This is a genomic window from Nonomuraea sp. NPDC050691 (assembly GCF_040654455.1).
Classification (GTDB): Bacteria; Actinomycetota; Actinomycetes; order Streptosporangiales; family Streptosporangiaceae; genus Nonomuraea.
Map to the genome: position 1 here is coordinate 82,087 of NZ_JBFAIA010000008.1, position 25,684 is coordinate 107,770.

At 71.9% G+C, this 25,684-nt stretch carries 21 protein-coding genes; 12 read left to right on the plus strand and 9 right to left on the minus strand.

The window, feature by feature from the left end; genetic code table 11:
• Positions 1-5: 5 nt before the first annotated feature.
• Entirely contained in the window at positions 6-956 is a 951-nt protein-coding gene (locus AB0H81_RS05670; protein ID WP_358369721.1) for an alpha/beta hydrolase, read from the minus strand.
• A 221-nt stretch (positions 957-1,177) separates the two neighbouring features.
• Between AB0H81_RS05670 and AB0H81_RS05675 the strand changes: the two genes are divergently transcribed.
• From AB0H81_RS05675 to AB0H81_RS05685, 3 genes are all read left to right on the plus strand, one after another.
• The gene (locus AB0H81_RS05675; protein ID WP_358369724.1) at positions 1,178-2,005 is read left to right on the plus strand and encodes a DUF998 domain-containing protein; all 828 of its coding nucleotides are present in this window, start codon (positions 1,178-1,180) and stop codon (positions 2,003-2,005) included.
• A 62-nt stretch (positions 2,006-2,067) separates the two neighbouring features.
• Positions 2,068-4,374, plus strand: a complete 2,307-nt coding sequence (locus AB0H81_RS05680) for a nitrate- and nitrite sensing domain-containing protein (protein WP_358369726.1) — start codon at positions 2,068-2,070, stop codon at positions 4,372-4,374.
• Positions 4,371-4,745, plus strand: coding sequence for a DUF742 domain-containing protein (locus AB0H81_RS05685; RefSeq protein WP_358369729.1), 375 nt, complete (start codon positions 4,371-4,373; stop codon positions 4,743-4,745). The genes AB0H81_RS05680 and AB0H81_RS05685 overlap by 4 nt, the downstream gene beginning before the upstream one ends.
• 51 nt (positions 4,746-4,796) lie before the next feature.
• On the opposite strand, the gene AB0H81_RS05690 is transcribed toward AB0H81_RS05685, so the two are convergent.
• The 4 genes from AB0H81_RS05690 to AB0H81_RS05705 are packed head-to-tail and all read right to left on the minus strand — an operon-like array spanning position 4,797 to position 8,254.
• Entirely contained in the window at positions 4,797-5,369 is a 573-nt protein-coding gene (locus tag AB0H81_RS05690; RefSeq protein ID WP_358369731.1) for an ATP/GTP-binding protein, read from the minus strand.
• Positions 5,350-5,724 (minus strand): DUF742 domain-containing protein, encoded by a 375-nt coding sequence (locus tag AB0H81_RS05695; RefSeq protein ID WP_358369732.1) that lies wholly within the window; start codon positions 5,722-5,724, stop codon positions 5,350-5,352. Before AB0H81_RS05695 ends, AB0H81_RS05690 begins: the two co-directional genes overlap by 20 nt.
• Complete coding sequence (locus AB0H81_RS05700; protein WP_358369734.1) at positions 5,721-6,128, minus strand: roadblock/LC7 domain-containing protein; 408 nt, start codon at positions 6,126-6,128, stop codon at positions 5,721-5,723. The genes AB0H81_RS05695 and AB0H81_RS05700 overlap by 4 nt, the downstream gene beginning before the upstream one ends.
• Positions 6,125-8,254, minus strand: coding sequence for a nitrate- and nitrite sensing domain-containing protein (locus AB0H81_RS05705; RefSeq protein WP_358369735.1), 2,130 nt, complete (start codon positions 8,252-8,254; stop codon positions 6,125-6,127). The genes AB0H81_RS05700 and AB0H81_RS05705 overlap by 4 nt, the downstream gene beginning before the upstream one ends.
• A 186-nt stretch (positions 8,255-8,440) precedes the next feature.
• Here AB0H81_RS05705 and AB0H81_RS05710 point away from each other — a divergent pair, with 186 nt between their 5' ends.
• Positions 8,441-9,223, plus strand: coding sequence for an SDR family NAD(P)-dependent oxidoreductase (locus AB0H81_RS05710; protein WP_358369738.1), 783 nt, complete (start codon positions 8,441-8,443; stop codon positions 9,221-9,223).
• 1 nt (position 9,224) lies between these two features.
• Here the strand turns inward: AB0H81_RS05710 and AB0H81_RS05715 are convergent, their stop codons facing one another.
• Entirely contained in the window at positions 9,225-11,159 is a 1,935-nt protein-coding gene (locus AB0H81_RS05715; protein WP_358369741.1) for an FAD-dependent oxidoreductase, read from the minus strand.
• A 363-nt stretch (positions 11,160-11,522) separates the two neighbouring features.
• On the opposite strand from AB0H81_RS05715, the gene AB0H81_RS05720 reads away from it, so the two are divergent.
• On the plus strand, positions 11,523-12,167 hold the full coding sequence (locus AB0H81_RS05720) for a hypothetical protein (RefSeq protein ID WP_358369744.1): 645 nt from the start codon (positions 11,523-11,525) through the stop codon (positions 12,165-12,167).
• 99 nt (positions 12,168-12,266) lie between these two features.
• Here AB0H81_RS05720 and AB0H81_RS05725 read toward each other — a convergent pair whose 3' ends face one another.
• On the minus strand, positions 12,267-14,303 hold the full coding sequence (locus AB0H81_RS05725) for a glycosyltransferase (protein ID WP_358369746.1): 2,037 nt from the start codon (positions 14,301-14,303) through the stop codon (positions 12,267-12,269).
• A 115-nt stretch (positions 14,304-14,418) separates the two neighbouring features.
• Entirely contained in the window at positions 14,419-15,549 is a 1,131-nt protein-coding gene (wecB, locus tag AB0H81_RS05730; protein ID WP_358369749.1) for a UDP-N-acetylglucosamine 2-epimerase (non-hydrolyzing), read from the minus strand.
• A gap of 56 nt (positions 15,550-15,605) precedes the next feature.
• Here wecB and AB0H81_RS05735 point away from each other — a divergent pair, with 56 nt between their 5' ends.
• From AB0H81_RS05735 to hisC, 6 genes are all read left to right on the plus strand, one after another.
• A complete protein-coding gene (locus AB0H81_RS05735; RefSeq protein ID WP_358369751.1) occupies positions 15,606-17,273 on the plus strand; it encodes a glycosyltransferase family 4 protein in 1,668 nt (555 codons plus the stop codon).
• Positions 17,274-17,403: 130 nt separating this feature from the next.
• Entirely contained in the window at positions 17,404-18,657 is a 1,254-nt protein-coding gene (locus AB0H81_RS05740; RefSeq protein ID WP_358369807.1) for a nucleotide sugar dehydrogenase, read from the plus strand.
• 19 nt (positions 18,658-18,676) lie between these two features.
• Complete coding sequence (locus tag AB0H81_RS05745; protein ID WP_358369809.1) at positions 18,677-19,765, plus strand: glycosyltransferase; 1,089 nt, start codon at positions 18,677-18,679, stop codon at positions 19,763-19,765.
• Positions 19,766-19,808: 43 nt separating this feature from the next.
• Positions 19,809-21,617, plus strand: a complete 1,809-nt coding sequence (locus tag AB0H81_RS05750; RefSeq protein WP_358369754.1) for a DUF4434 domain-containing protein — start codon at positions 19,809-19,811, stop codon at positions 21,615-21,617.
• Between the two features lie 147 nt (positions 21,618-21,764).
• The gene (locus AB0H81_RS05755) at positions 21,765-22,430 is read left to right on the plus strand and encodes an NUDIX domain-containing protein (RefSeq protein WP_358369756.1); all 666 of its coding nucleotides are present in this window, start codon (positions 21,765-21,767) and stop codon (positions 22,428-22,430) included.
• Between the two features lie 82 nt (positions 22,431-22,512).
• Positions 22,513-23,577, plus strand: a complete 1,065-nt coding sequence (hisC, locus tag AB0H81_RS05760; protein ID WP_358369758.1) for a histidinol-phosphate transaminase — start codon at positions 22,513-22,515, stop codon at positions 23,575-23,577.
• A gap of 15 nt (positions 23,578-23,592) precedes the next feature.
• Here the strand turns inward: hisC and AB0H81_RS05765 are convergent, their stop codons facing one another.
• A complete protein-coding gene (locus tag AB0H81_RS05765; protein ID WP_358369761.1) occupies positions 23,593-24,582 on the minus strand; it encodes an EamA family transporter in 990 nt (329 codons plus the stop codon).
• A 190-nt stretch (positions 24,583-24,772) separates the two neighbouring features.
• Here AB0H81_RS05765 and AB0H81_RS05770 point away from each other — a divergent pair, with 190 nt between their 5' ends.
• Positions 24,773-25,303 (plus strand): rhodanese-like domain-containing protein, encoded by a 531-nt coding sequence (locus AB0H81_RS05770; RefSeq protein WP_358369764.1) that lies wholly within the window; start codon positions 24,773-24,775, stop codon positions 25,301-25,303.
• The last annotated feature ends 381 nt before the right edge of the window (positions 25,304-25,684 follow it).

Below are 25,684 nucleotides of genomic sequence, written 5' to 3' on the forward strand. Positions count from 1 at the left end.
GGGTCTCAGGTCGTGCCGAGGGCCTTGCGGAGGACCTGGACGGCCTGCTCGACCGCGCCCGTGGTGGCGGCGGTCTGCCGGAGCGGGTTGAGCATCATGAAGTCGTGCAGGATGCCGTTGTAGCGCAGACTCGTCGTCCGCACCCCCGCCGCCAGGAGCTTGCGCGCGTACGCCTCCCCCTCGTCCCGCAGCACGTCGTTCTCGTCCACGATCACGAACGCCTCGGGCAACCCGGCGAGGTCGTCGAGGCTCGCCCGCAGCGGCGACACGGTGATCTCCCCGCGCCTGTCGCGGTCCGGCAGGTACGCGTCCCAGAACCACGCCATGGCCTTCGCGGTCAGGAAGGGCCCGTTGGCGAACTCCCGGTAGCTGTCGGTGTCCTGGGCGGCGTCCGTGACCGGGTAGTAGAGCGACTGGTGGACGAACGTCACGTCGCCGCGCTGCTTGGCCAGGATGGCCAGCGCGGCCGTCATGTTGCCGCCGACGGAGTCGCCGGCGACCGCGAGGCGTGCGGCGTCGAGCCCCTCGGAGGCCCCGTCCCGGGTGATCCAGCGGGCCGTGGCGTACGCCTGCTCGATCGCCACCGGGTAGCGCGCCTCCGGCGAGCGCTCGTACTCGACGAAGACCACGGCGGCCTCCGCCCCGACGGCCAGTTCGCGGACGAGCCGGTCGTGCGTGCCGGCGTTGCCGAGGATCCAGCCGCCGCCGTGGACGTACAGGACGACGGGCAGCGTGCCGGTGGCGCCCGGCGGTTTGACGATGCGGACCCGCACGTCCCCGACCTCGGCCGGAACGGTGATCCACTTCTCGTCGACGTCGGGCTTGTCGATCGGGGCGGCCTGGATGTCGTCCAGGACCTTCCTCGCGCCTTCGGGGCCCAGCTCGTACAGGAACGGGGGCTTCGAGGTCGCGTCCGCGATCTCCTGCGCCGCCGGCTCCAGGATGTGCTCCGTCATGAGACGTCCCCCTTGTCGTCATGGGTGCGAGCCCCTCCGGGCTGGCGTACCCGGAATCCGGGGGCGAGCGCACGGTCGTCGTGACTCTCTCGAGGAGGCGCGCCACGCCCTCCAGCTCCCTCCGGGCTCCTCGGCCCCCTAGGGGACCCTGAGAAGGGATCAGGGGCGCTCTGGGGGTGTGGCCTGATGCCCCGACCCGGCGCGGGCGGGAGGGTTGGGGCATGACGGCAGTGAAGGACAGGATCACCCCCGCGACGCCCACCACCGCGGGGCCCTCCGCGACCGCGCCCCGCGCCGCCGCCTCGGGGGTGGAGGGTGCCGGGCGGCGAGCCGAGGGGGGCGGGCCGCGGGTGAAGGGCTCCGCGCCGCGGGCCGAGGGCGCCGGATCGCGGGCAGGGGTCTACGCGCTCGTCGCGTGTCTGTCCATCGTGTCCGCCGTCGTCGCGGTCGTGGCCGGTCAGTTCGGCCCCGACCCGTACCTCGACCCGCTGAACGTGACCATCAGCGAGTACGCCGTGTCCGACCGCGGGGGCGTCACGGAGGTCGCGATGGCCGTCATGGGGCTGGGGTCGCTGGCGCTGCTGGGCGGGATGCGGGCGGCAGGGGCGCCGGTCCGGGGGATGCCCGAGCGGCTGCTGCTGGTGTGGTCGGTGGCGCTGATCGTCGCCGCGGTGGTGCCGACCACGCCCATCGGCCACGACCTCACCCTGACCGCGCAGATCCACCGGTACGTGTCGGTGGCGGCGTTCGTGAGCCTGCCTGCGGCGGCGGCGCTCATGGTGCCGCGGCTGGCGGCCGACGCGGCGTGGAAGCCGGTGGCGCGGGTGGTGGAGTGGCTGGCGCTGGCCGCAGGGTTCGGGGTGCTGGCGATCACGTACGTGGCCCTGCCGGGTGGGCGGGTGATGATCGGGCTGGTGGAGCGGCTGCTGCTGGGCGCCGAGGTGGCGTTGCTGCTGGTCCTGGCCGGGTGGCTGGCCCGGCTGGCCTGGACCCGCGGGATCGGAAAAGCCGTCAATTTCCCGACTTATCACAGATTTATCGCTAGTTGATCTTAAACGCCCCTGTTTCGGTGCTATTCTCTCCCGCGATCTTCTATCCGGGAGCAGGTACCATGGCATCGGGCAGATCCATCAGAGTCAAGATCTCGACACTGCTCGTCATCCCCCTGGTCTCTCTCGTCGCGCTCTGGGCCTTCGCCGCCGCCACCACCATCGGTGAGGCCGTCAACCTCCTCAAGGCCCAGACCATCTGGACCGGCGTGATCAACTACGCCGACGGCCTGGTCGGAAACCTCCAGCGGGAGCGGCTGGCCTCCGCCGAGCGGCTCGCGGGCACCGCCACCGACCCCGCCGGCCTGACCGAGGCCCGCGTCAGGGTCGACCGGGTGCGCGCCAAGCTCACCCAGAACGGCACGGCGGGGAGCACCCAGTCGGCCATGACGCCGGAGATGCGCGGCCGGCTGAAGAACGCCTTCGAGGCGGTCGATCGGCTGCCTGAGGTGCGGCGGCAGGTCGACGCCGGCAAGATGACCCCCTCGGCCCTGATCCAGCAGTACTCCGAGATCTCCGACGTCGTCCACCTCATGTACTCCACGTTCACGGTGAGCACCGACGTGGAGCTGGCCCGGCAGAGCCACGGCCTGATCGCCGCCGACGAGGTGCGCGAGCTGCTCAGCCGCGAGCACGCCCTCATCGTGGCCGCCAACGGCAAGCCGACCATGACCGACCTGCACCTGCTGGCCCGCATCGACGGCGCCCGGCAGAACCTCTTCCCGTCGGCCATGGCCAACATGGACCCCGAGCTGCGCGCCCAGGTGCAGAAGGTGGCGACCTCCTCCCGCTTCGCGACGATGGAGCGGGCCCTGGAGTCGTACGTCATGGGCGAGCCCGTCAACATGCAGATGTGGCGCGAGCTGGCCGACCCGGTGCTGAAGGACTACACCGAGGCCATCTGGCGCACCGGTGACGCGCTGTTCGCCCGGATCGAGCCCGCCGGCATCACGATCATCATCCGCGCCGGCATCGCGGGCGCCCTCGGGCTGCTCGCGGTCATCTTCTCCGTCGTCGTGTCCATCCGGGCCGGCCGGCGCGTCGCCTACGACCTCGGCGCCCTGCGCCGCAGCGCGCTGGACCTGGCCGAGATCAAGCTGCCCGACGTGGTCACCCGGCTGCGCAGGGGCGACAGCGTCGACGTCGACGCCGAGGCGCCGCCCATCACCGTGGCGGACAAGACCACGAGCGAGGTCAGGGATCTCGCGGCGGCCTTCGACAGCGTCCAGCGCACCGCCGTGGACGCGGCCGTCGAGCAGGCCAGGCTCCGCCAGGGCGTCTCCGAGGCGCTGCGCAACCTGGCCAGGCGCAGCCAGACGCTGCTCCAGCGCCAGCTCAGGCTGCTCGACGACATGCAACGCCAGACCGAGGAGCCGGAGGCGCTGGAGCGGCTGTTCAAGCTCGACCACCTCACCACCCGCATGCGCCGCCACGCGGAGGGCCTGGTGCTGCTGTCGGGCGGGTCCGCCGGGCGCCGCTGGCGCGGCACCATCCCGGTCGAGGACGTGCTGAACGGCGCCGCGGCCCAGGTCGAGGAGTACACCCGGGTCCGCGTCTACCCGATGCCCGAGTGCGGCTTCTCCGGCTCGGCGGTGGCGGACCTCATGCACCTGTTCGCCGAGCTGATCGAGAACGCCGCCACGTTCTCCTCGCCCGGCAACGAGGTGTCGGTGCGCGGCGAGATGGTGGGCCGCGGCTTCGCGGTCGAGGTGGAGGACCGGGGCCTCGGCATGTCGCCGGAGCAGCGCGAGGCGGTCAACCTGCGCCTGGCGGCCCCGCCCGACTTCGACCCGGCGCAGACCGAGCAGCTCGGCTTCGCGGTGGTCGGCCTGCTCGCCGGCCGGCACGGCATCTCGGTGACGCTCAAGCCGTCGCCGTACGGCGGGACCACGGCGATCGTGCTCATCCCGTCGATGCTGGTGGAGATGCTGCCGCCGCCGCTGGACATGCCGGAGTTCGAGCCGGTGTCGGTCTCGGTGGTCCGGCAGGAGCCCGACGGCTCCGAGCGGCCCGCCGCGGCCCTGGAGGCCCTGGAGGGCGCCACGGGGCCGGGAGCGCTGCCGCGCCGCGTCCGCACGTCCCGCCGCGCCCAGACGCAGCAGCCGGAGCCCCAGCCGGACTCCGGGCTGCCCCGCCGCGTACGGCAGACCAACCTGCCGCCCCAGCTCCAGCAGCAGGGGGCCGGCGCGTCCGCACCGAGCGGCCGGCCGGGGGCCGGCCTGCCCTCCCGGACCCATACGCAGCACCAGCCCGCCCACTCCGCCGACGAGCGCTCGCCCGAGGAGGCCAGGGCCCTGCTGTCCTCCCTCCAGTCGGGCTGGCGGCGCGGGCGCCAGGAAAGCGACCAGGATGGGGGAACTCAGTCGTGAGCCGCGAGCCCGAGTGGGTGGACGAGGAGGCCGGGCCGGTCGTGCGGCCGTACGCGGTCGCCCGTGGACGCACCAGGTCATCCGCGCCCGAGATCGACCTGCTGGCGAGCGTGGTGGCCAGCGGCCTGCCCGCGCCGGCCAAGGCGGAGCTGAGCGCCCAGCACCGGCGGCTGATCGCCACCGTGGCCGCGCAGGCGAGGCCCGTGGTGGAGCTCGCCGCGGAGCTGCAGCTCCCGGTGGGGGTGGTACGGGTGCTCCTGGGCGACCTGCTGCACTACGGGCTGGTCTCGGTGCGTCCGCCGCTCGCCAAGAGCACGGGCGCGACGGAGAACCTGCTGAGAGAGGTCATCAACGGCCTGCGGGCGCTGTAGCGCCCGCCAGAGCCGCGGGAGGCGCCGCGTCGGGGGGCGGGGCGCCGGGGGTCAGCCCGTCGCCGTCAGGGTCCGCAGGGAGTGCTCCACCAGCGTGACCATGACCTCCTTGGCCGAGGTGCGGCTGCGCACGTCGCACAGCAGCACCGGCACGTCCGGGTCCAGGTCGAGCGCGATCCGCACGTCGTCCACGCCGTGCCGCTCCGCGCCGTCGAAGCAGTTGACGGCCACCACGAACGGAGTGCCGCGCTGCTCGAAGTAGTCCACGGACGGGAAGCAGTCGGTCAGCCGCCGGGTGTCGGCGATGACCACGGCCCCGAGCGCGCCGTAGGACAGCTCGTCCCACATGAACCAGAACCGCTCCTGCCCCGGTGTCCCGAACAGGTAGACGACCAGCCCGTCGCGGATGGTGATGCGGCCGAAGTCCATGGCGACGGTGGTGGTGGTCTTGGCCTCCACGCCGTCGATGTCGTCCACGCCGATCCCGCGCTCTGACAGCACCTCTTCGGTGCGCAGCGGCTTGATCTCGCTGATGGCGCCCACCAGGGTGGTCTTGCCGACGCCGAAGCCCCCCGCGATGAGGATCTTCAGCGCCACGGGGTCGTCAGAGAGCCCGGAGTCCATTGATCACTTCCTTGAGAATGCCATCGTTCGGACGCTGCCTCGCCGCTGAGGGGGACGTCACAGAGATGAGGCCGTTGTCACGCAGATCGCCGAGCAGTACCCGGACGACCCCGATGGGCAGGTCCAGTTCGACGGCCACGTCGGCCACCGAGATCGGGGAGCGCGCCGCCCGGAGGATGAGCCGCTGCTCGGGCCCCAGCTCGCCCGCCACCTCGTCGGAGGGCTCCCCGACGACGGTCACGGTCGCGACGAGGTCGAAGGCGTCCCCTGACGACCTCGTCCTCCCGCGGATGAGCGCGTAGGGCCGGACGACCGGCCCCGCCGCCTCGTCCAGCCACTGGGGGATCTCCGTCATGGCGCGGTGTTCCGCGGGTTGGTCGAGATGTGCTGGCCCACCCGCTTGACCAGCATCGCCATCTCGTAGGCGATGTGACCGACGTCGACGTTCGCCTCGGCCAGCACGGCCAGGCACGTGCCCTGGCCGGCCGCGGTCACGAACAGGAACGCGGACTCCATCTCCACGATGGTCTGACGGACGTCGCCGCCGCCGAAGTGGCGTCCGGTGCCGCGGGCGAGGCTCTGGAACCCGGCCGCCACGGCCGACAGGTGCTCGGCGTCCTCACGGGACAGACCCTTGGAGTAGCCCACCGCCAGGCCGTCGGTCGACAGGATCACGGCCTGACGGACCGCCGCGACCCTGGTCGTCAGGTCGTCGAGCAGCCAGTTCAGCTCACCGGTGTTGGTCGTGGGCGCGCTCATGCCTCCCCCTCCTCGTTTGCTTCTTCTCGGGCGCGTTGGGTTCCCCGTTGGAACGCGGAGAACAGATCGCGTACCTCGTCGGGAGAGCGTTCCGTCTTCTGCTCCGGCTCCGGCTCGGACGGTGTGTCCGCCCTCAGCTGGGGCGCCAGGTTTGCCTGCCGTACCCGCGTGGGCAGGCCGGCATGGGTCCCGCCGCTCACCACGGCGAGGGCCTTCTTCTTCCTCGTACGGCTGGGCAGCCCGGAGGCGGTGCCCCGGCCGGATCCGCCGCCCGTGCCCCCGCCGCCCTCGCGGCCGGTGTCACGGTCGTCGTCGCCGGCCGTCAGCGCCACCTGCTCGCTGACCAGCGCGCGCGGCACCAGGGCGATCGCCGTGGTGCCGCCGAACGGCGAGCGGCGCATCAGCACCTGGATGCCGTGCCGCTCGGCCAGCTTGCCGACCACGAACAGGCCGAGCCTGTCGCTGTCGGCGAGGTCGAACTCCGGGGGCCGGGCCAGCCGCGCGTTGATCGCGGCGTACTCGGCCTGGGAGAGCCCGAATCCCCGGTCCTCCACCTCGATCGCGTACCCGTTGCTCACCAGGTCGCCGCGGACCTGGACCGGGGAGTCGGGCGGGGAGTACAGGGTGGCGTTCTCGACCAGCTCGGCCACGAGGTGGGTGAGGTCGGCCGCGACGCCGCCGTCGATGGCGCTGGCCGGCATGGCCTCGACCGTGACCCTGGTGTACTCCTCGACCTCGGCGACGGCCGCCCGCACGATGTCGAGGACGGACACGGGCTTGCGCCAGGCCCGGCCGGGGGCGGACCCCGACAGGACGATCAGGCTCTCGGCGTGGCGGCGCATGCGGGTGGTGAGGTGGTCGACGCGGAAGAGCTCTTCCAGGCGGTCCGGGTCGTGGGTGCGGCGCTGCATGCTGTCGAGCAGGGCGAGCTGGCGGTGCAGCAGGCCCTGCTTGCGCCGGGCGAGGTTGAGGAAGACCTGGCTCACGCCGCGGCGCAGCTCCGCCTGCCCCACGGCGGCCCGTACGGCGGTGCACTGTACGGAGGCGAACGCGCGGCCCACGTCGGTGATCTCGGCGGAGCCGCTGACCTTGAGCGGCTTGACCTCCTTCGCGGGGTCCACGTCGTCGCCGCGGCGCAGGCTCTCGACGAGGGCGGGCAGCCGCTCCTCCGACAGTTCCAGCGCGGCGGCGCGCAGCCCGGCCAGCTCGGCGCCCAGGCGGCGGCCGAGGCGCACGGAGATGACGATCGAGGCGAGGACGGCGATCAGGCCGACGACGCCGGCGACGGCGATGCGGGCGAGGATGGCGGTGGCCGCCCCGGTGGCCCGGTCGGAGAGTTCGGCGGAGGAGGAGGTGCCGAGCCGGTCGAGCTGGGCCATCACCTGGCCGACGGTCGCGTTCCAGGCGGGGCCGTCGAGAGGAGGTTCGCCGGTGGTGACGATCCTCGTCTCCATCCGGGTGAAGTCGCGGAAGGTGTCGCCGCCGAACACCTTCTCGTACGGCCGGCGGAGCTGGACGTCGAGGCCGGCCAGGCCGCGGGCGTGCAGGAACTTGCGGGTGGCGGTGTACTCGGTGAACGCGGCGGCCTCGGGCTCGGTGAGCTGCCCGTCGACCAGGGCGCCGCTGATCAGGGCGTGCTCCCGGGCGATGACCTCGCGGGCGTTGCCCATGGCCTGCATGGCCGTGGCCTGCTGGAAGAGCGGGAGGTCGGGCACGGAGACCATGTGGTCGTAGAAGCGGAAGAGGGCGTCGAGGACGGCGTTGTAGGCGTTGATGCCCACGAGGCGGGAGCTGAGGCCGGCGTCGATGTCGGCGCGGATGGAACCGAGCCGGGCGAGCGCCCCGTCGAGGGTGTCGAGGGGGCGGCGCAGTTCGGCGGTGACGGCGTCGCCGGCCTCGGTGGCGGCGCGGCGGAAGTCGGCTACGGCCTTGTCGGTGCGGGCTCGCTGGGCACCGAGATCCTTGGTGAGCTTACGCGTCGTGACCGCCACGGCGGAGCGGGCGCGCTCGGCCTGAAGCTGGAGGCCCAGCTCGGTCGAGGTGACCCCCACCGTCTGGTACAGGGTGTTGGTCCGCAGGAGGGCCTGGCCGTCACCCACGGTGAGGTTCAGTGCGAACCCCCACAACGCGCTCAGAGATAGGAGGGGTAGTAGCAGCAATAAGAAGATCTTGAACCGAATTGACCGGTTACGCGAGCCCATGTCCCAACCTCGGAGTCGAGGGGCATTTCCACCTTTTGTGTAAATACACCTCCGGAAGATCGCACAGGAGACTAGCACCGTTTAAGCTCCCGGCGCAGTGGGAGGAACAGGATGATTAGCGTGATTACTGGGGCAAGCGCCGGGATCGGGGCCGCCGCGGCGGCCGAGCTTTCCCGCCGCGGGCACCGGGTCGTCCTCGTGGGCCGCGACCGGCGGCGGCTCGACGAGGTGGCGGGCGGCCTGGCCGGTCCGAAGGCCGACGTGCTGACGTGCGACTTCACGTCGCTGGACGACGTGCGGGCGCTCGCGGCCCGGCTCACCGAGCGTTACGAGCGCATCGCGGTGCTCGCCAACAACGCCGGAGTGATGAGCACGAAGCGGAGCGTGACCCCCGACGGCCACGAGCTCATGATTCAGGTCAACCATCTGGCTCCGTTCGTGCTGACCCGATCCCTGGCGGACCGGGTGGACAGGGTGGTGACCACCTCCTCGCGGGCGGGCAGGAGCGGCCGGCTCGACCCGTCCGACCTGTCGCGGGAGCGGCGGAGGTGGAACGGCTGGCTCCAGTACGGCGACACCAAGCAGGCCAACGCGCTGTTCACGGTCGGGCTCGCGGCACGCGGGGTGGCGGCCACGTGTTTCCACCCGGGGGTGATCCGCACCGGGTTCGCCGCCGGGTCCCTGCTCATGCGGGTCTTCCTGGCGCTGCCCGGGTACGCCAAGCCGCCGGAGCACGGGGCGCGCACCCTGGTCCACCTCGCCACCCACCGCGACGGGGCAGAGCACCAGGGGCGCTACTTCGACGGGCGGGCGCCCCGGGAGGTGCCGTCCACCATGTCCGACCCGGCCCTGGCCGAGCGCCTCTGGGAGGCGACCCTGAAAGCCGTTCGGTAGGTCAGCGGGTCAGGTCGTCCACCGCCCGGTAGGCCGCCGTGACCGCGGAGTCGAACCCGCCGCCCGGCGCGGCGTCGGCGTTCGCGATGGCGATCCGGCCGAACGGCCGCCGGGCGGCCTCCGCGGGGAACGGTCCGTCGGGGTAGAAGTCGTGCCACGGCCTGCGGTACTCGGTCGCGTACCCGTGGCCCCACCGGTTGACCGTGACGGCCTCGATGCCGGTGGCCGGGTCGAACCCGTGCGGCTCCAGCAGCCGGGTGAGCTGGTCCCGCAGCGTGTACTCCAGGTTCTCGTACGGCGTCTTGAGAAGCGCCTGGCGGCCCGCCGCCGCCCCGCGGACGGGGCCGAGCTCCGAGCGGCTCGGCGCGGCCACCAGATGCGCCAGGATCGGCTCCGAGGGGTCCCTGGGGCACGGGTAGCCGGGCGCGCTCACGGGCCTGCCCAGCTCCGTCTGGCACCAGTACGCGCCCGTCCAGCGCACGGCCCGCAGCCCCGCCCGGTGCCAGGCCCGCCAGTCGCGCAGCCGCACGGTGGCGTGCAGCACGGGCGTCTTGACGGCGGCCCGCAGCGCGCGCCGCTGGTCACCTGGCAGCTCCGGCGCGAGGTACGGGATGACGGTGTGCCAGCAGGCGAGCACCACGGACCCCGCGCTCACGGTCCTCAGCCGGTAGCCGTCGAAGTAGCCGACCGTCGCGGCGGAGCCGTCGCCGTCGTTGCGCACCGAGACCACGGGGCTGGACAGCCGGAGGCGGACGCGGCTGCCGGGCCGGTCCAGGCGGCCGTAGTCGTAGGCGGCCGTCGTCACGCCGTCCGCGGACGTGGAGCCGGCGAAGCCGGGGATCATCCGGCCCACCAGCATCCGCACCAGCGCCTGGTTGCCCTCGGGGAAGCGGACCGGCGCGCCCGCGTCCCACTCCTTGCGGACCGTGGGCGAGTTGAACCGCGACGGCTTGTCCCGGTCCAGCCCCAGGCCGTCGAAGCCGGGGTAGTCCCAGCGGCGGGCGGTGCCCCAGGCGTCGATCGCGCCGAAGGAGTCGGAGCCGTACCCCCAGCGGGCGCTCGGCATCGTGCGGCAGAACCGCTCCACGTCCGGGTGGACCCCGCACACGTCCAGCAGGAACGCCGAGTACGTCAGCTCCGCCAGCCGCTGCTCCTTCTCCTCTCCGGACATCCCGGGGAACCAGTCGGGCGGGTCGGTGCAGAGCATGACCAGGTCCCGGCGGGCCTGCTCGGCGATCGGCAGGCGGCTCACCCACTCCGCGGCCTCCACGCCGGGCTCGAAGCGCACCAGCCGGTCGCGCCCGAACGCCTCCCGGTCGCACATCACGCCCTTGCGCAGCCCGAGACCCGGATACAGCTCCCGGTCCGTGTGCCCGGCGAGCGCGTCCGGCTCGACGCCGAGGAGGGCGAGCAGTTCCTTGCCCTCGGGTGTCCACGCCTCGGGCGGGCCGAGCGACGGCGAGCCGCCCGGCCCGATCAGCGGCCCCGGCCGCGCGCCGCCCCGGAACTCGTTGCGCCGCGCGTGCCCGCCGATCTCGTCGTGGTTGTCGAGGACGAGCACGCGAGCCCCCGGATCGCGCCGCAGCCACTCGTGGGCGGCGGCGACCCCGCTGACACCGGCGCCCACGACGACCAGGTCGTAGCTCTCGCCCGTGGGGTGGGGCGCGCCGGCGTGCTCCCAGAAGCGGCCGTCGCGCAGCGCGTGCGGCACGCTGAGCGCGTCGGGGTCGTCGCCGCGCAGGCCGGTGAGCGCCGGCGGGTACGGGGGCTCCTCGGGCCGCCCGGTGTCGCGGCCGCCGTGGAAGAGCGGGATCCCGGTGACGGCGCCCACCGCCGCCGCGCCCGCGGCGACGGCGACGCCGTCGAAGAAGTCACGGCGCGAAATCGGCCGGTCCATCCCGAGGTCGCGCGCCCGGCGCGGGTCGATGTCGCTCATGTGGTGGATCATGATGACGGCGGGCAAATGCGGCGCTACGCCGCGCAGCGCTCCGAGAAACTTTTTGCGCGACCTGTTACGGCGAATTGCCGCTTTGCGAGGTGTGCGCCCGTTCGGGCCCGGTGGCGCGCGGAGACTCCAGTTCGCTGCTGGTCGAGCCCGCCGGGTGTCTCCGCTCGCCCGGGAATGGGGGTGAATGCATATGGCCGCCATGAAACCGCGCGATTCCATGAATAGCGCTGTTGCGCGGCCCCGCGGGTGCCGTTTCCTCTAGCGTTCGGAAATATGCTGGGTAAGTCAAATCGTCAATCCACTATCAACCTGTTTTCCGGACTCAAGGCTTTTTCCGGGATATGTGCGGGCGTGACGCTCATGGCCGGATGCGCCGCCGGGGGGAGCGCCGGGACCACCGGGTCCAACCCGGCGCGGGTCGCCGCCGCCACCGCCGAGGCGGGCCGGCTGCGTGCCCTCCTGCTGCCGGCGCCCCAGGGGATGAAGGTCGTCCACGGGCCCGAGACGGGCTTCTTCGGCCGCCTGGAGGCCACCCGCAAGGGCCTCGCCGCGGTCCGCGCGGCCAGCGCGGAACGGCCCGAGTGCGCCAAGGCCGCGCAGCTCGACGCCACCGAGCCGGCCGTGGCCGGGGCGCCCGCCGCCGTCGTCGCGTTCGCCTCCGACAAGGGGTCGATCACCGAGGCGATCGTGTCGATGCCCACACAGGGGTTCCCCGCGCCGCTGCCCGAGGGGTGCACCTCCTACACGGCGGCCGTCAACGGCACGAAGGTGACCTATCGCACGCGCGAACTGTCCATGCCGCGGCGCGGCGACCAGTCGCGCGCCTACCTCACCACCGCCACGGGCGGGGGACAGGACGTCCAGGTCGGCACCGTGCTGGTGCGCCGGGGCAAGGCCGTGCTGAGCCTGCTCGTGGTGGGCGAGAAGGTCAAACGCGACGGCCTGTACGAGCTCGGCCGGCTCGCCGACGAACGTCTGGCGAAACTGCACGGCTGAGCCGCCCGCCGGTCCCGGTCACCGCACGACCGGGACCGGCGGACGCGGATCCGCCCATCTCGGGACGTGTCAGATCAGGACGCGTCAGATCGGGGCGTTTCAGATCAGGACATGGTCGTCGGGGCGGCCGACGAAGGAGAACTGGGCGTTGCGGGTCAGCTTGATGTGGTCGGCCTGCCAGGTGTGCATGCTCGCGTCGGCGCTGCGCCAGTAGACGAAGTTGAAGCGGTCGGCCGAGTAGATCTTGACGCCGTCCGCCTTCAGCCGGCGCACCAGGTGGGTGTCCTCACCGCGGGTGATGTCGGCGAAGCCGTACGAGCGGAACATGCCGGCCGTGCCGAGGAACGTGCCGCCCTGCACGAGGAACGAGTATCGGTGCTCCAGACCCGGCAGGCGCAGCATGGTGGTGTTGCTGCCCTCGAAGTAGGAGTAGTGGGCGCCCTTGCCGACCAGCTCGGCGTCGGTGTAGTCGAAGGCGCGCACCAGGTCCGACAGGTAGTGCTCGCCGTACAGGTTGTCGTCGTCCATCTTGGCGATCAGCTCGCCCTCGGCGGCGGCGATGCCCAGGTTCATGCAGGCGCCGAGCGACAGCTCGGGCGCCGCCGGCAGCACCACGACGTCGGTGATGCCCGCCATGCGCGCCTTGTCGGCCACCACGACGGGGTCGATGTCGAGGCCGTGCAGCACCATGACGAGCTGGAGCGGCCGGTGGATCTGCCGGGCCACCGACGAGATGGCGTGCTCGATCTGCGCGGCGCGGTTGGTCGGCAGCACCACCGAGATGGAGCGCGAGCGCGACGGCGCCGGCCGGCCGAGGAACGACAGGATCTGGTCCACGCGGTGCGAGAACAGGTGCTTGTCGAACACCTCGCGCATGGCCAGGTGCCCCATCCGGGCCCGCAGCTCGGGGCTGTTGATCAGGTGCAGCACCTGGTTGTACGACTCGACCGGCTCGCGGGCGATCGGGACCAGCTCGCCGAAGGTCTCCTCGATGGCCCGCGACCAGCCGGAGACCACCGGCGTCGAGCAGGCCGACAGCTCGAAGACGCGGCGCGCGCACATGGTCGGCGAGTCGAGCACGGAGTTGACGTTGAGGAAGACCTTGTACATCCGGTACGCGGCCAGCATCCGGTCGTAGGGCAGCTCGCCGACGATGTGCGGGCGGTACTTCTCCGGCCAGGCGTACTTCTCGTCCACGTCGCCGTTGCGGGCGAAGATGTGCAGGCCCAGCTCGCGGATCGGGTCGAGCACGACCTCCATCTGCTCGCGCCGCTCGGGGTGCTTGTCGCGGAAGTACATGCCGGCGAAGACCACGTCGTGCAGCCGGCCCTCCTTCTGCTGGACGGGGTTGTGCACGCGCGGCTGGGCGGCGAACTGGAGCACGTCCACCCGGTCGTGGCCGAGCACCTCGCGGTACTTCGGCACCATGTCGCCGTCGCAGGTGAAGACGTAGTCGAACAGCTTGGCCGTGTCGATGAAGAAGTCGAAGTTGGGCGGGTCCTCCTTGTTCCAGAAGACCGTCGGGATGCCCTCCGCCCTGCACCAGGCCACGAGGTCGCGCAGCGGCTCCTTGGGCGCGTTGGTGCCGGTCATCTGGTAGCGCCAGCGGCCCTGGTTGCCGTGCCAGGCCGACTCGCAGAACAGCACGTCGGGCCGCTTCTCGGCGAAGATCTCCGGCCAGTCCTTGAGCCCGAACTCGATCTGGTCCCACTCGTAGCGGAACGCCATCCGGGAGAAGTCGTCCAGGATGACCGCGACCTTCAGGCCGGGCCGGTTGACCGGCCCGGCCGGCCACTTGACCGCGGGCACCTCGACGAGCGGCGGCCGGTTGTTGGCCGTCTCGATCGCCTCGGTGACCGGGGTGGGCGGCTTGGGGGCGCGGTCTTTGGACCTGACGGCCTCCAGCACCTTGCCGGGCCGCTTGGTGCCGATCGCCTCGCCCAGCTTGAACGTCCGCTTGGCCTGGGTGGCCTCCAGCTTCCAGGTGGCGTAGGCGGCCTTGGCCTCGGCGATCTCCAGGCGCCGGCGCAGCTCCCTCAGCTCGGTCTCGTAGCGCTCGACGACCTTGCGCTCCTCCGGGAGCCAGTTGACGGGGCCGAGCCGCTGGAAGGAGGGCTCTTCGGGAGTTTCGGCCATGGGGATGCTCGCCTATCGCTTAGCGGAGAGATGTCATGGTACGCGGAGCGTGGGGGAGCACGCCGACGAAACGGCGAAAGCCGTGACGAACCCGGCTATGCCGTACGAAGTGGGGCTATTCGGACCGCGTGCCCTGGGCGGCCGGCGAGAGGTTGTCCCCCTTGAGCCAGGCCGAGATCAGCCGGGCGATGCGCGGCCCGGCGGCGCCGTCCCACAGGGGCGGCAGCTCGCCCGACGGCGTCGAGGCCCCGTCGGCCAGCGCCTTCTCGGCCGCGGCGGGCAACAGGGCCGGCGTGACCAGCCGGTTGGTGCCGTGGGTGATCGTGACCGGCCGCTCGGTGTTGGGCCGCACGGTCAGGCACGGCACGCCCAGCATGGTCGTCTCCTCCTGCACGCCGCCCGAGTCGGTGACCACCAGCGCCGCGCCACGGACCAGGGACAGGAAGTCCACGTAGCCGAGCGGGTCCACGACCTTGACCGACGGGCCGTCGACCAGCCCCGCCTCCGCCAGCCGGGTGCGGCCCCTCGGGTGGATCGGCACGATCAGCGGGATCTGCCGCGAGACCTCCAGCACCGCCGAGACCAGCTCGGCCGCCGCCTCGGGGCTGTCCACGTTGGCGGGGCGGTGCAGCGTCGCCACCGCGTAGCGCTCCGGAGCGTCCAGCCGCGCCACCACGGGCGCCGGGTCCAGCGACGGCAGCGCCGCGAACAGGCTGTCGATCATGGGGTTGCCCACGAGGTGCACCTTCGAGGCCGGCACGCCCTCGGCCGCCAGATGCGACAGCGCGTCGGGGGAGGTGGCGAACAGCAGGTCCGACAGGGAGTCGGTGACGATCCGGTTGACCTCCTCCGGCATGCCCCGGTCGAACGACCGCAGCCCCGCCTCCACGTGCGCGGTGCGCACGCCCAGCTTGGCGCACACGAGGATCGCGGCCAGCGTGGAGTTGACGTCGCCGTAGACCACGACCAGGTCCGGCGCGTGCTCCAGCACGACCTCCTCCAGGCCCACGAGCAGGGCCGCCGTCTGCTTGGCGTGGGTGCCCGAGCCGACCCCCAGGTTGGCCACCGGCTCCGGCAGGCCGAGGTCGGCGAAGAACACGTCCGACATCAGCGCGTCGTAGTGCTGACCGGTGTGGATGATGCCCTGCCGCACCCCGAGTTCGCCGAGCGCTCGCACCACCGGGGCCGCTTTCACGAAGTTGGGCCGGGCGCCCAGCACGTGCAGGACCAGGGGGTTCTCCCTCATTGACCTCGCCTTTCAGAGCGGAAGGGAAAAAACGCTGCCTATGGTACGGTCACCGCGTGGTATCCGACGCCAGTCGACCAGACTCCTCCAAGGTTTCCGCCAAGTCCGCTCGTGCCGGTGTCGGTGGGCTGCTGAAGGGCTTCGTCCAGCACCCGGTCCTCGTCTCCAGGGTGGTCTACACCAAGGTCAAGTCCGACCCCGTGCGGGTCGCGCAGGCCGCCGCCGAAGCCCTCCCGCCGCGCCTTCGCCCGATCGTCGGGCGGGTGGCCTGGCCCGCGGCCCGCCGGGCCCGCCAGGCCGTCCGCAAGTTCGGCATGCGCGTCATCAGGGCCCCGTGGAACGAGGCCAAGGAGCACTGGAACGCGGGCAACGTCACCCTGGCCGCGCAGGTGCTCGAAGCCCACACCAAGTACCCCTTCGTCAAGCGCCGGGCCGCCTACTACAAGGGCGAGCTGGCCGCCATCAGCCCCGACCCCATCCCGCCCGGCGCCAAGGTGACCGTCGGCGGGCGCGTTCAGGGGCGGGTGCTCCACTGCGTCACCAACGCCCTGCCGTACACGCAGGCCGGCTACACCGTCCGCACCCACCGCATCGTCACCGCCCAGCAGGCCGCGGGACTCGACCCGCACGTGGTGACGAGCTGGGGCTGGCCGATGTTCCAGGGGTTCGCCGACGTCACGCCGTACGAGGAGATCGACGGCATCCCCTACCACCGGCTGCTGCCCGACGGTCGCGGCGAGATGCCGTTCGAGATGCGCGGCCGGATGGTGCGCGGCGCCGACGCGGTCACCGAGCTGGTCAAGGAGCTGCGCCCGCAGCTCCTGCACGCCGCCACCGACCACCGCAACGGCTCGGTCGCCCACGCCGTGCGCGAGCGCACCGGCACCCCGTACGTCTACGAGGTGCGCGGCTTCCTGGAGGAGACCTGGGCCTCCCGCGACCCCATCCGCGTGGGCAGCGAGCGGCACGTGCTCCAGCGCGAGCGCGAGGCGTTCCTGATGCGCGAGGCCGACGCGGTCGTCACGCTGGCCGAGACGATGGCCACGGAGATCGTCGAGCGCGGCGTGCCCAGGGAAAAGATCTTCCTGGCTCCCAACGCGGTGGACGACTCGCTGCTGACGGCCCGCTACGACGGCGCGTCCTTCCGGCGCGACATGGGCATCGGCGACGACGAGATCGTGGTCGGCTCGGTGTCCAGCATCGTGGCCTACGAGGGCTTCGCCACCCTGCTGCGGGCCGCGGCGCTGCTGCGCGACCAGGGCGCGCCGGTGCGCGTGCTCATCGTCGGCGACGGCGCCGAGCGGCCCAACCTGCTGGAGCTGGTCGAGGAGCTGTCGCTCACCAGCGCCATCCTGCCGGGCCGGGTCGGGCCCGAGGAGGCGCTGCAGGCCCAGGAGGCCATCGACATCTTCGCCTGCCCCCGCGAGGACCTGCGCGTCTGCCGGCTCGTCACGCCGCTCAAGCCGGTCGAGGCGATGGCCCTCGGCAAGCCGGTCGTGCTCAGCGACCTGCCGGCGCTGTCGGAGCTGGTCGGCTCCGACGGCGCGGGGCTGCTCGTGCCGCCCGGCGACCCCGCCGAGCTGGCCAAGGCCATCGCCGGACTCAGGGACGATCCGGCCAGGCGCGCCGAGATGGGCGAGGCCGGCCGCGCCGAGGTCGCGGCCAAGCGCACCTGGGGTCGCGTGGCCGAGACCTACCGGGACCTTTACCGGTCCATCACCTGAGGATGGGCTCCGGATTGCCTGTCTGTTACGACAGGTTCAGTCGCATTAGGCGTGAGCTAGGTGGACTTGAGATAACCTTTGCGACCATGAAGTGTTGTTTCCGGCTTTCCAAGGCACCGCTGTGACAGAAATAGACTTGTCTGTCATCGGCCTGGGGTACGTCGGCATGCCGCTCGCCAAGGAGGCGGTGGCCGCCGGGCTCAAGGTCGTCGGCGTCGACGTCGACCCCGCCAAGGTCGACGCGCTCAACGCCGGACGGTCCTACATCGACGACCTGTCCGACGCCGACCTCGAGCACATGCTGGCCAACGGCTTCAGCGCGACGCTCGACCAGTCCGTCCTGGCCAGGAGCAACACGATCGTCATCTGTGTGCCGACTCCGCTGGACGAGGACCACCGCCCCGACCTGTCCGCGGTCGAGGGCGCCACCAAGGCCGTCGCGCGCAACCTCAGCAAGGGCACGCTCGTCGTCCTGGAGTCCACCACCTGGCCGGGCACCACCGACGAGGTGGCCCGCCCGCTGCTGGAGAGCTCCGGCCTGGTCGCCGGCGAGGACTTCCACCTCGCCTTCTCGCCCGAGCGCATCGACCCGGGCAACCCGAAGTTCGGCCTGCGCAACACCCCTAAGGTCGTCGGCGGCTACACGCCCACCTGCCGCGACCGGGCGACCTCCTTCTACAGCCGCTTCATCGAGCAGGTCGTGCCCGTCAGCGGCACCCGCGAGGCCGAGATGGCCAAGCTGCTGGAGAACACCTACCGGCACGTCAACATCGCCCTCGTCAACGAGATGGCGATCTTCTGCGACGAGCTGGGCATCGACCTGTGGGAGTCGATCGAGGCCGCGGCCACCAAGCCGTTCGGCTTCCAGAAGTTCCTGCCCGGGCCCGGCGTGGGCGGTCACTGCATCCCCGTCGACCCGTCGTACCTGTCGTACACCGTGCGCAAGCTCGGTTACCCGTTCCGGTTCGTCGAGCTGGCGCAGGAGATCAACGAGCGGATGCCGTCGTACGTGGTCGCGCGAGTGCAGCGACTGCTGAACCGGCATAAGAAGCCCGTGAACGGCGCCAAAGTGGTTATGCTCGGCGTCACCTACAAACCGGACATCGCCGACGAACGCGAGACGCCTGCCCTCCCCGTGGCCCGTGCGCTGCTGGAGCTGGGCGCCGACCTCTCGTTCGTGGACCCGTATGTCAGGGAGTGGTCGGTCGACGGCACACCCGTGCCGCGCGAAGAGAATCTGGCCGAGGCCGTGGTCGGCGCCGACGTGACGCTGCTGATGCAGCAGCACTCCGCGTTCGACCTGGACATGGTCGAGGCGAAGGCCAGGCTCGTGCTCGACACCCGCGGCGTCCTCGCCGAGGGTGAACGCGTCGAGCGGCTGTAGCGACGGAGGGTTGCGCGCTGTGCACGTGCTCGTCATGACGGTGGTGCATAACCCCGAGGACGCGCGGATCCTGCACCGGCAGATCCGCGCCCTCGTGGATGCCGGTCATGAAGTCACGTATGCGGCGTCCTTCACGGCGCACGGCATCGTGCCCCGGCCCTGGGTCACCGGCGTCGACCTGCCGCGGGCGGCGCAGCGCAAGCGCGTCGCGGCCGTCTGGGCGGCCCGCAGGCTGTTCAAGCGGATGCGCGACAAGGTCGACCTCGTGCTCATCCACGACCCCGAGCTGCTGTTCGCCGTCTGGGGCGTGCGCAACAGCCCGCCCGTCGTCTGGGACGTCCACGAGGACACCCCGGCGACGCTGTCGCTCAAGCCGTGGCTGCCGTCGATGCTGCGCCCGCCGGCCCGCTTCCTCGCCCGCATGCTGGAGGGCATGGCCGAGCGCCGGATGCACCTGCTGCTGGCCGAGACGGCCTACGCCGGCCGGTTCAAGCACGCCCACCTCATCGTGCCCAACGAGACGTGGGTGCCCGACTCGGTCACGCCCCCGGGCGACGACCGGGTCGTCTACCTCGGCTGGCTGTCCAGGGCGCGCGGCGTCATGGAGGCCATCGAGGTGGCCCGGCTGCTCCAGCCGTACCGGGTGGCCGTCGAGCTGATCGGCTACGCCGACCCGCAGAGCCGTCCGGTGCTCAACCAGGCCGTCACCGAGGGCCTGCTGGAGTGGCGTGACTTCATGCCGAACGACGAGGCGCTCAAGCGGCTCGACGGCGCCCTCGCGGGCCTGTCACTGCTGCACGACGAGCCCAACTACCGCCACTCCATGCCCACCAAGATCGTGGAGTACATGGCGCACGGAATCCCCGTCATCACCACGCCGTCGCCGCGGGCGGTCGAGCTGGTCGAGCGGTACGACTCCGGCGTCGTGGTGCCCTGGGAGGACCCCAAGGCCGTGGCGCAGGCCGTCCTCACGCTCCGGGACGACGTCAGGGAGCGGCGGGCGCAGGGCGCGCGCGGCTACGCGGCCGCCCGGGCCAACCACCACTGGCCCAACTCGGCCAAGCGGTTCGTCGCCCAGCTCGAAGCCTGGGCCGCGGGCCTGCGCTGACGGCTGACATCCGGCATATCCCCAGGACGATAGGTTCCTCAACGTGCGCTGGCTCTTCGTGCTCGTGGGCGTGGCGATCCTGGCGGCCGTCGCGGCCGTGGTCATCGTCCTCCCGTCGGACCGGCCGTCCAAGCCCGTCGCCAGGCAGACCTCGCCGACTCCCACCTCCACCTTCCCGACGCCCCAGGTCAGCGAGTTCACCGACCCCTGCGGCACGTTCGACACCGGCGAGTCCGCCCCGTACGCCGTCACCGGCTACTGGGTGACGCCCGCCTCCAACCCGTGCACCTGGCGCAAGCAGCTCCAGGAGATCCACAACGTCGGCGGCGACACGGTCATCCGGATCGGCTACGGCCTGCAGTACCGTCCCGTGGACGACGACGGTGTGATCCTCACCAAGAAGGGCGAGCGCGACTCCCTCTACAAGGACTGCCAGGAGGACGGGCTCACCTGCCACGACGCGGCCGAGCGCGACCTGAAGAAGGCGAATCCGGGCAACCGGGTGGCCCGCACCTACGTCTACCGGACCGACGAGGCGTTCGGCGACGGCCTGTTCCGCTGCGCCGCGATGGAGCACCGGGTCGTGTCGGGCCGGCGCGTCTACTACCGCCTCCTGGCCCCCACGGACCTCTCCGACGACCCCACCTGCGACTTCACCAAGCCCCGGCCGTACGACCTGATCGTGGTCGCGGGCGCCGTCAAGAACGCGCAGGGAGAGTTCAAGGACAGCCTGAGCGAGTTGCTCGACCTCGGCGACCAGTTCGGCATCCAGATCTTCCCGGCGTTGCCGCTGGCGCCGCGCCAGCCCGACAACCAGACCAGGGCCAACCCCAAGCACCTCGACACGCTCACCACGCTGACCCGCCGCATCCTGCAGGACTACGGCGTCCGCTTCGCCGGCCGCGCCTCGCTCGGCGGCGTCTACCAGCCGTTCGAGGTGCAGATGGGCGCCACGCTCGCGAACAACCCGACCCTGCAGGTGTACGCGGGCCAGCACGACATCGTCGAGCAGGAGCTGCCCGGCAAGCCCATCCTCATCAGCCCCTACCTGGACGCGCGCAAGCGGGTCGGCTTCGGTCAGACGCCCAAGCAGGTGGCCGCGGCGTTCAAGGCGCTGGCCCTCACAGGTGTCGGCATCATCGCGCCGCAGGACAGCCGCGGCACCGGCAAGGTCGGCCTGTTCTGGCCCGACGAGCGCGACGACGAGGTGGACGAGCGGCTGCGGCCCGTCGTCGGGGAGAGCACGTACGGCACCGCGTACCACGGCTCCACCCGCGACTACTACCGCGAGATGGCGCTCGTCCGCGAGGAGCTGCTCAAGGGCGGGCGCGACGTGCAGCTCTGGGCCAACGTCGAGGCGTTCGAGCCCTCCGGCGACCCGCCGTGCGCGGCGCAGGGCACGCGCGGCAAGACCGACAAGAAGCGCCTCGACCAGGCCATCACCATGGCCGGCCGGTACGTCCAGAAGATCGTCTCCTACATGTGGAGCGACTTCATGACCTGCGGCTCGCCGTCCCTGGAGAGCGAGGTCATGAAGGACTGGGCCCGGCCGATCGCCGTCGACGCCATCCGGCGCGGGCGTGACGTCCAGGACGGCGTCGAGGTGCGCGGCTACAACCTCAAGGGCGGCACGGTCACCGTGGAGTGGGAGAGCGGCGCCCGCGACCTCGACGTGGCCGCCGTCGGCTGGCTCGACGAGGACCCGCTTGAGGAGCTGCCCGAGGGCATGCAGACGGCATGGGTGCCGTTCGACTGGGCGCAGGTGCCGCCGGACGCCTGGGTGAAGGTGGGGGTCAGGCTGCCCTCCGGCCAGGAGACCACAGAACGCCTGCACGTCCGCATCACGTCGTGACGTCTGGACGTCCGCGTCGGCTCGTGACGTCTGGACGTCCGCGTCGGCTCGTGACGTCTGGACGTCCGCGTCGGCTCGTGACGTCTGGACGTCCGCGTCGGCTCGTGACGCCGCGGGGACGTGGGGGGTGCGTGTAACGTGCAGGCCATGGTCCCGAGCGTCCCGGTCAGCGTCGACCTGGTCGTGCTCACCGTGCGCTGCCAGGCGCTGTCGGCGCTGCTGTGGCGGCGCGACAACCCGCCGTTCCTGCGCCGCTGGTCGCTGCCGGGCGGGTTCGTCCAGCTCGACGAGGACCTGCCGGCCGCGGCCCAGCGCATCCTGGCCGAGCGAGCCGGCCTGCCCGGCGCGCCCGTCCACCTGGAGCAGCTCCAGACCTACGGTTACCCCGACCGCGACCCGCGCCAGCGCGTCGTCAGCGTCGCCTACCTCGGTCTCGCCCCGGACCTGCCCGCCTCGGAGAAGGCGCACATGAGCTGGCAGCCGGTCGCCGAGCTCACCGTGATGGCCTTCGACCACCGGCGCATCATGCTCGACGGCATCGAGCGGGCCCGGGCCAAGCTGGAGTACACCCCGCTCGGGGCGGCCTTCTGCCCGCCCGAGTTCACCGTGGCCGACCTGCGGCGGGTGTACGAGATCGTCTGGGGCCGCCCGCTGGACCCGCGCAACTTCCACCGCAAGGTCACCAAGGCCGAGGGCTTCCTCGTGGAGACGGGCGCCACGACGACGCGCGACGGTGGCCGCCCCGCCAAGCTCTACCGGCGCGGCCCCGCCGAGCTCCTCCACCCGCCCATGCTGCGCTCCCTCAAGGAGTGACGCCGCCACGACGGCGGCTGGGCGCCCCTGCCGGAGTACGCCCCGGCACACCAGGTCCTGGCGATGCTCCTAAAGTTGGGGCATGCCTCGTTTCCGCGCGATTCTCGACACCATGCCGCCCTACCGGCCGGGCAAGGCCGTGGCCGCCGCCGACGGGCGGTCGTACAAGCTCTCCTCCAACGAGTCGCCCTACGACCCGCTGCCGTCCGTGGTCGAGGCCATCGCCGCCGGCGCCCGCCAGGTCAACCGCTACCCCGACCCGGCCGCCGTCGCCCTGACGGAGGCCATCGCCGAGCGCTACGGCGTCCCCGCCGGGCAGGTGGCGCTCGGCGCGGGCTCGGTCACCGTGGCGCAGCAGCTCTTCGAGACCGTGGGCGAGCCCGGGGCCGAGGTCGTCTACGCCTGGCGCTCCTTCGAGGCGTACCCGCTGCTGGCCGACCTGTCCGGGGCCACCTCCGTGCGCGTGCCGCTGGCCGGCGAGGACCACGACCTCGACGCCATGGCCGAGGCGATCACCGGCCGCACCCGCATGGTGTTCGTCTGCAACCCCAACAACCCGACCGGCACCGCGATCCGCCGCGCCCAGTTGGAGACGTTCCTCGACCGGGTGCCCGGCGACGTGGTGGTGGTGCTCGACGAGGCCTACCGCGAGTACGTGCGCGACGAGGACGTCCCCGACGGCCTGACCCCCTACCGCGACCGGCCCAACGTGTGCGTGCTGCGCACCTTCTCCAAGGCGTACGGCCTCGCCGGGCTGCGGGTGGGCTACCTGATCGGGCACGAGCCGGTCGCCGAGGCGGTGCGCAAGGCGATGGTGCCGTTCGCGGTCAACCACCTGGCGCAGGTCGCGGCGGTCGCCTCCCTGAAGGCCGAGGACGAGCTGCTGGAACGGGTCGAGCGGGTGGTCAAGGAGCGCACCCGGGTCCGCGAGGCGCTGCTCGCCCAGGGCTGGACGGTGCCGCCCACGGAGGCCAACTTCGTCTGGCTCCGCCTCGGCGAGCACACGCTCGACTTCGCCGCCGCCTGCGCGGTGGAGGGCGTCGCGGTGCGCCCGTTCGCGGGTGAGGGGGCGCGGATCTCGATCGGTGACCCGGAGGCCAACGACGCCTTCCTGACGGCCGCGGCGGCCTTCCGCGGCCGGCTCTGAGGCTCCGGGGCCGCGCTAACCGTCGGCGCGGGCCCCGGCCTCTTCGCGCGCCACGCTCCGGGCCTCGTCCGGGGCCTCCCCGGAGGTCTCGTCAGGGCCCGACCGGCGCCCCTTGCGCTCGGTCGAGATGACCAGCGCCACGCCGACCAGGATCACCAGGCCGCCCGCGATGATCTGCAGCGTCACCTGCTCGCTCAGCACGAGGGCGCCCAGGACCACGGCCACCACCGGGTTCACGTACGCGTACGTCGACACCAGCGAGATGGGCGCGTTGCCGAGCAGCCACGAGAACGCCGTGAAGCCGACCAGCGACCCGACCAGCACCAGGTAGACCAGGGCGATCCAGGACCGCCCGGTGATCGCGGAGACGTCCAGCCGCTCGCCCAGCCCGCCGCCGATCAGGAGCAACCCGGCGCCGCCCGCCAGCATCTCCACCGTGCTGGTGGCGAAGGCGTTGGCCGGCATCGCGATGCGGCTCGACAGGAACGAGCCCACCGACCACGACAGCGACGCCAGGAGGACCACCACGATCCCGGTCGCGCTGCCGTCCTGGGCGCCGGTCAGCGACAGCGCCGCGACTCCGGCGAGCCCCACCAGGACGCCGGCGAGCGTCAGCGTCTTCGGCCGGTCCCGCACCACGAACCTGAACACGACCAGCCACAGCGGCACCGACGCCACGAGCAGCGCGGCCAGGCCGGTGCTGATGTACTGCTCGGCGACGGCCAGCATGCCGTTGCCCAGGGTGAGCAGCAGCAGGCCGACCCCGGCGGCCCCGAGGAACTCCCGCCGGGTCATCCGGAACGCCTGGAGCCCTGACTTGGCCAGCACGATGCCCCCGAGCAGCACGGCCGCGACGAGGAACCGCATCGCGCCGCTCAGCATGGGAGGGATCGACTCGACGGCCACGCCGATTCCGAGGTAGGTCGAGCCCCACACCACATAGACGGTGCCGAGCGCGCCCCAGACGAGGAGGGGAGAGCGGCGGTCAGGGGTGTTCTGGTTCATAGCTCCTGACAATAGCGGTCGACTCCGACAAAAAACCTGCGGATATCGGACAGACAATTGGCGGTATCTCATCGGTAGGGGTCTTGACCGCCACTGTCGCCGGACACGCGGCCGCTGCGAGGATCCTGCTGAAGCCGGACCCCTGGTCGCGGGGCCGGTCACGCACATCCGCCCGACGACGGGAGCATCCATGTCCGCACCCACTTCCGCGCCCGCCGCCATGCCGGCGTCCCCGGCCGTGTCGGCTCCGGGGGCCACCGTGGTGTCGGCGGTCACCGCGGTTCCGCCCGCCGCCGACGCCGCGGCGCTCGCCCACTTCGCCGGCCGCCTCTCCTTCGAGACCGACGTCTCGGACGTGGCCTCCGACCTGGCCGCCGGGGTGCCCGGCATCGTCGTCGTCGACTCCCGCAGCCGCGAGAGCTGGGACCAGGGGCACGTCCAGGGTGCCGTCCACCTGCCCACCGCCGAGATCGCCGCACGGGCCGCGGAGGTCGTCCCCGGCGGCGTCACGGTCGTGACCTACTGCTGGGGTCCCGGATGCAACGGCGCGACGCGGGCGGCCCTGGAGTTCGCCAGGCTCGGCTACCCGGTCAAGGAGATGATCGGCGGCTTCGAGTACTGGGCGAGGGAAGGCTTCCCCGTAAAGACCGCCTCAGGGGTCAGCCGTGGCCCCGTGGACGCCCTCACGGCCCCGGTCACGGGCATCGCCTGCGCGTGCTGACCGGCAGGACCATGAAATGTTGGCGCCCCCGTCCGAATCCCGTCGATCGGGGGCGTCCGAGAACATACCCCGATCCGCAACGGTCAACCAAGAACCACGCCGTCATGCCCCCAAAAATCCGTCGGCACCCCAATGGCAGGCAAAGTCCGGTTGCTCCGGGTCTCGTGGGGGCGTGACGCCGCGGTCCCGTTCGACGGGAGCCATGGTCTCGTTCGACGGAAGCCATGGCCCGGAGTGCGCCGTAACGGCGGCCCGCCACCATCCGGTCAGAGGCCGTCTCCCTGGAGGCCCTCAGCCCCGTGCGGCGGGTGGGGGGAGGGCGGCCGTGCCGTAACGGAACGAAAAGAAAAGGCCCACCGCCCCAAAGCGGGACGGCGGGCA

Bases quoted from the DNA above. Each gene is read 5' to 3' on its own strand.
- AB0H81_RS05670 (WP_358369721.1), bottom strand. From the start codon at position 956: ATGACGGAGCACATCCTGGAGCCGGCGGCGCAGGAGATCGCGGACGCG.
- AB0H81_RS05675 (WP_358369724.1), top strand. From the start codon at position 1,178: ATGACGGCAGTGAAGGACAGGATCACCCCCGCGACGCCCACCACCGCG.
- AB0H81_RS05680 (WP_358369726.1), top strand. From the start codon at position 2,068: ATGGCATCGGGCAGATCCATCAGAGTCAAGATCTCGACACTGCTCGTC.
- AB0H81_RS05690 (WP_358369731.1), bottom strand. From the start codon at position 5,369: ATGGACTCCGGGCTCTCTGACGACCCCGTGGCGCTGAAGATCCTCATC.
- AB0H81_RS05695 (WP_358369732.1), bottom strand. From the start codon at position 5,724: ATGACGGAGATCCCCCAGTGGCTGGACGAGGCGGCGGGGCCGGTCGTC.
- AB0H81_RS05700 (WP_358369734.1), bottom strand. From the start codon at position 6,128: ATGAGCGCGCCCACGACCAACACCGGTGAGCTGAACTGGCTGCTCGAC.
- AB0H81_RS05710 (WP_358369738.1), top strand. From the start codon at position 8,441: ATGATTAGCGTGATTACTGGGGCAAGCGCCGGGATCGGGGCCGCCGCG.
- AB0H81_RS05715 (WP_358369741.1), bottom strand. From the start codon at position 11,159: ATGAGCGACATCGACCCGCGCCGGGCGCGCGACCTCGGGATGGACCGG.
- AB0H81_RS05725 (WP_358369746.1), bottom strand. From the start codon at position 14,303: ATGGCCGAAACTCCCGAAGAGCCCTCCTTCCAGCGGCTCGGCCCCGTC.
- wecB (WP_358369749.1), bottom strand. From the start codon at position 15,549: ATGAGGGAGAACCCCCTGGTCCTGCACGTGCTGGGCGCCCGGCCCAAC.
- AB0H81_RS05755 (WP_358369756.1), top strand. From the start codon at position 21,765: ATGGTCCCGAGCGTCCCGGTCAGCGTCGACCTGGTCGTGCTCACCGTG.
- hisC (WP_358369758.1), top strand. From the start codon at position 22,513: ATGCCTCGTTTCCGCGCGATTCTCGACACCATGCCGCCCTACCGGCCG.
- AB0H81_RS05765 (WP_358369761.1), bottom strand. From the start codon at position 24,582: ATGAACCAGAACACCCCTGACCGCCGCTCTCCCCTCCTCGTCTGGGGC.
- AB0H81_RS05770 (WP_358369764.1), top strand. From the start codon at position 24,773: ATGTCCGCACCCACTTCCGCGCCCGCCGCCATGCCGGCGTCCCCGGCC.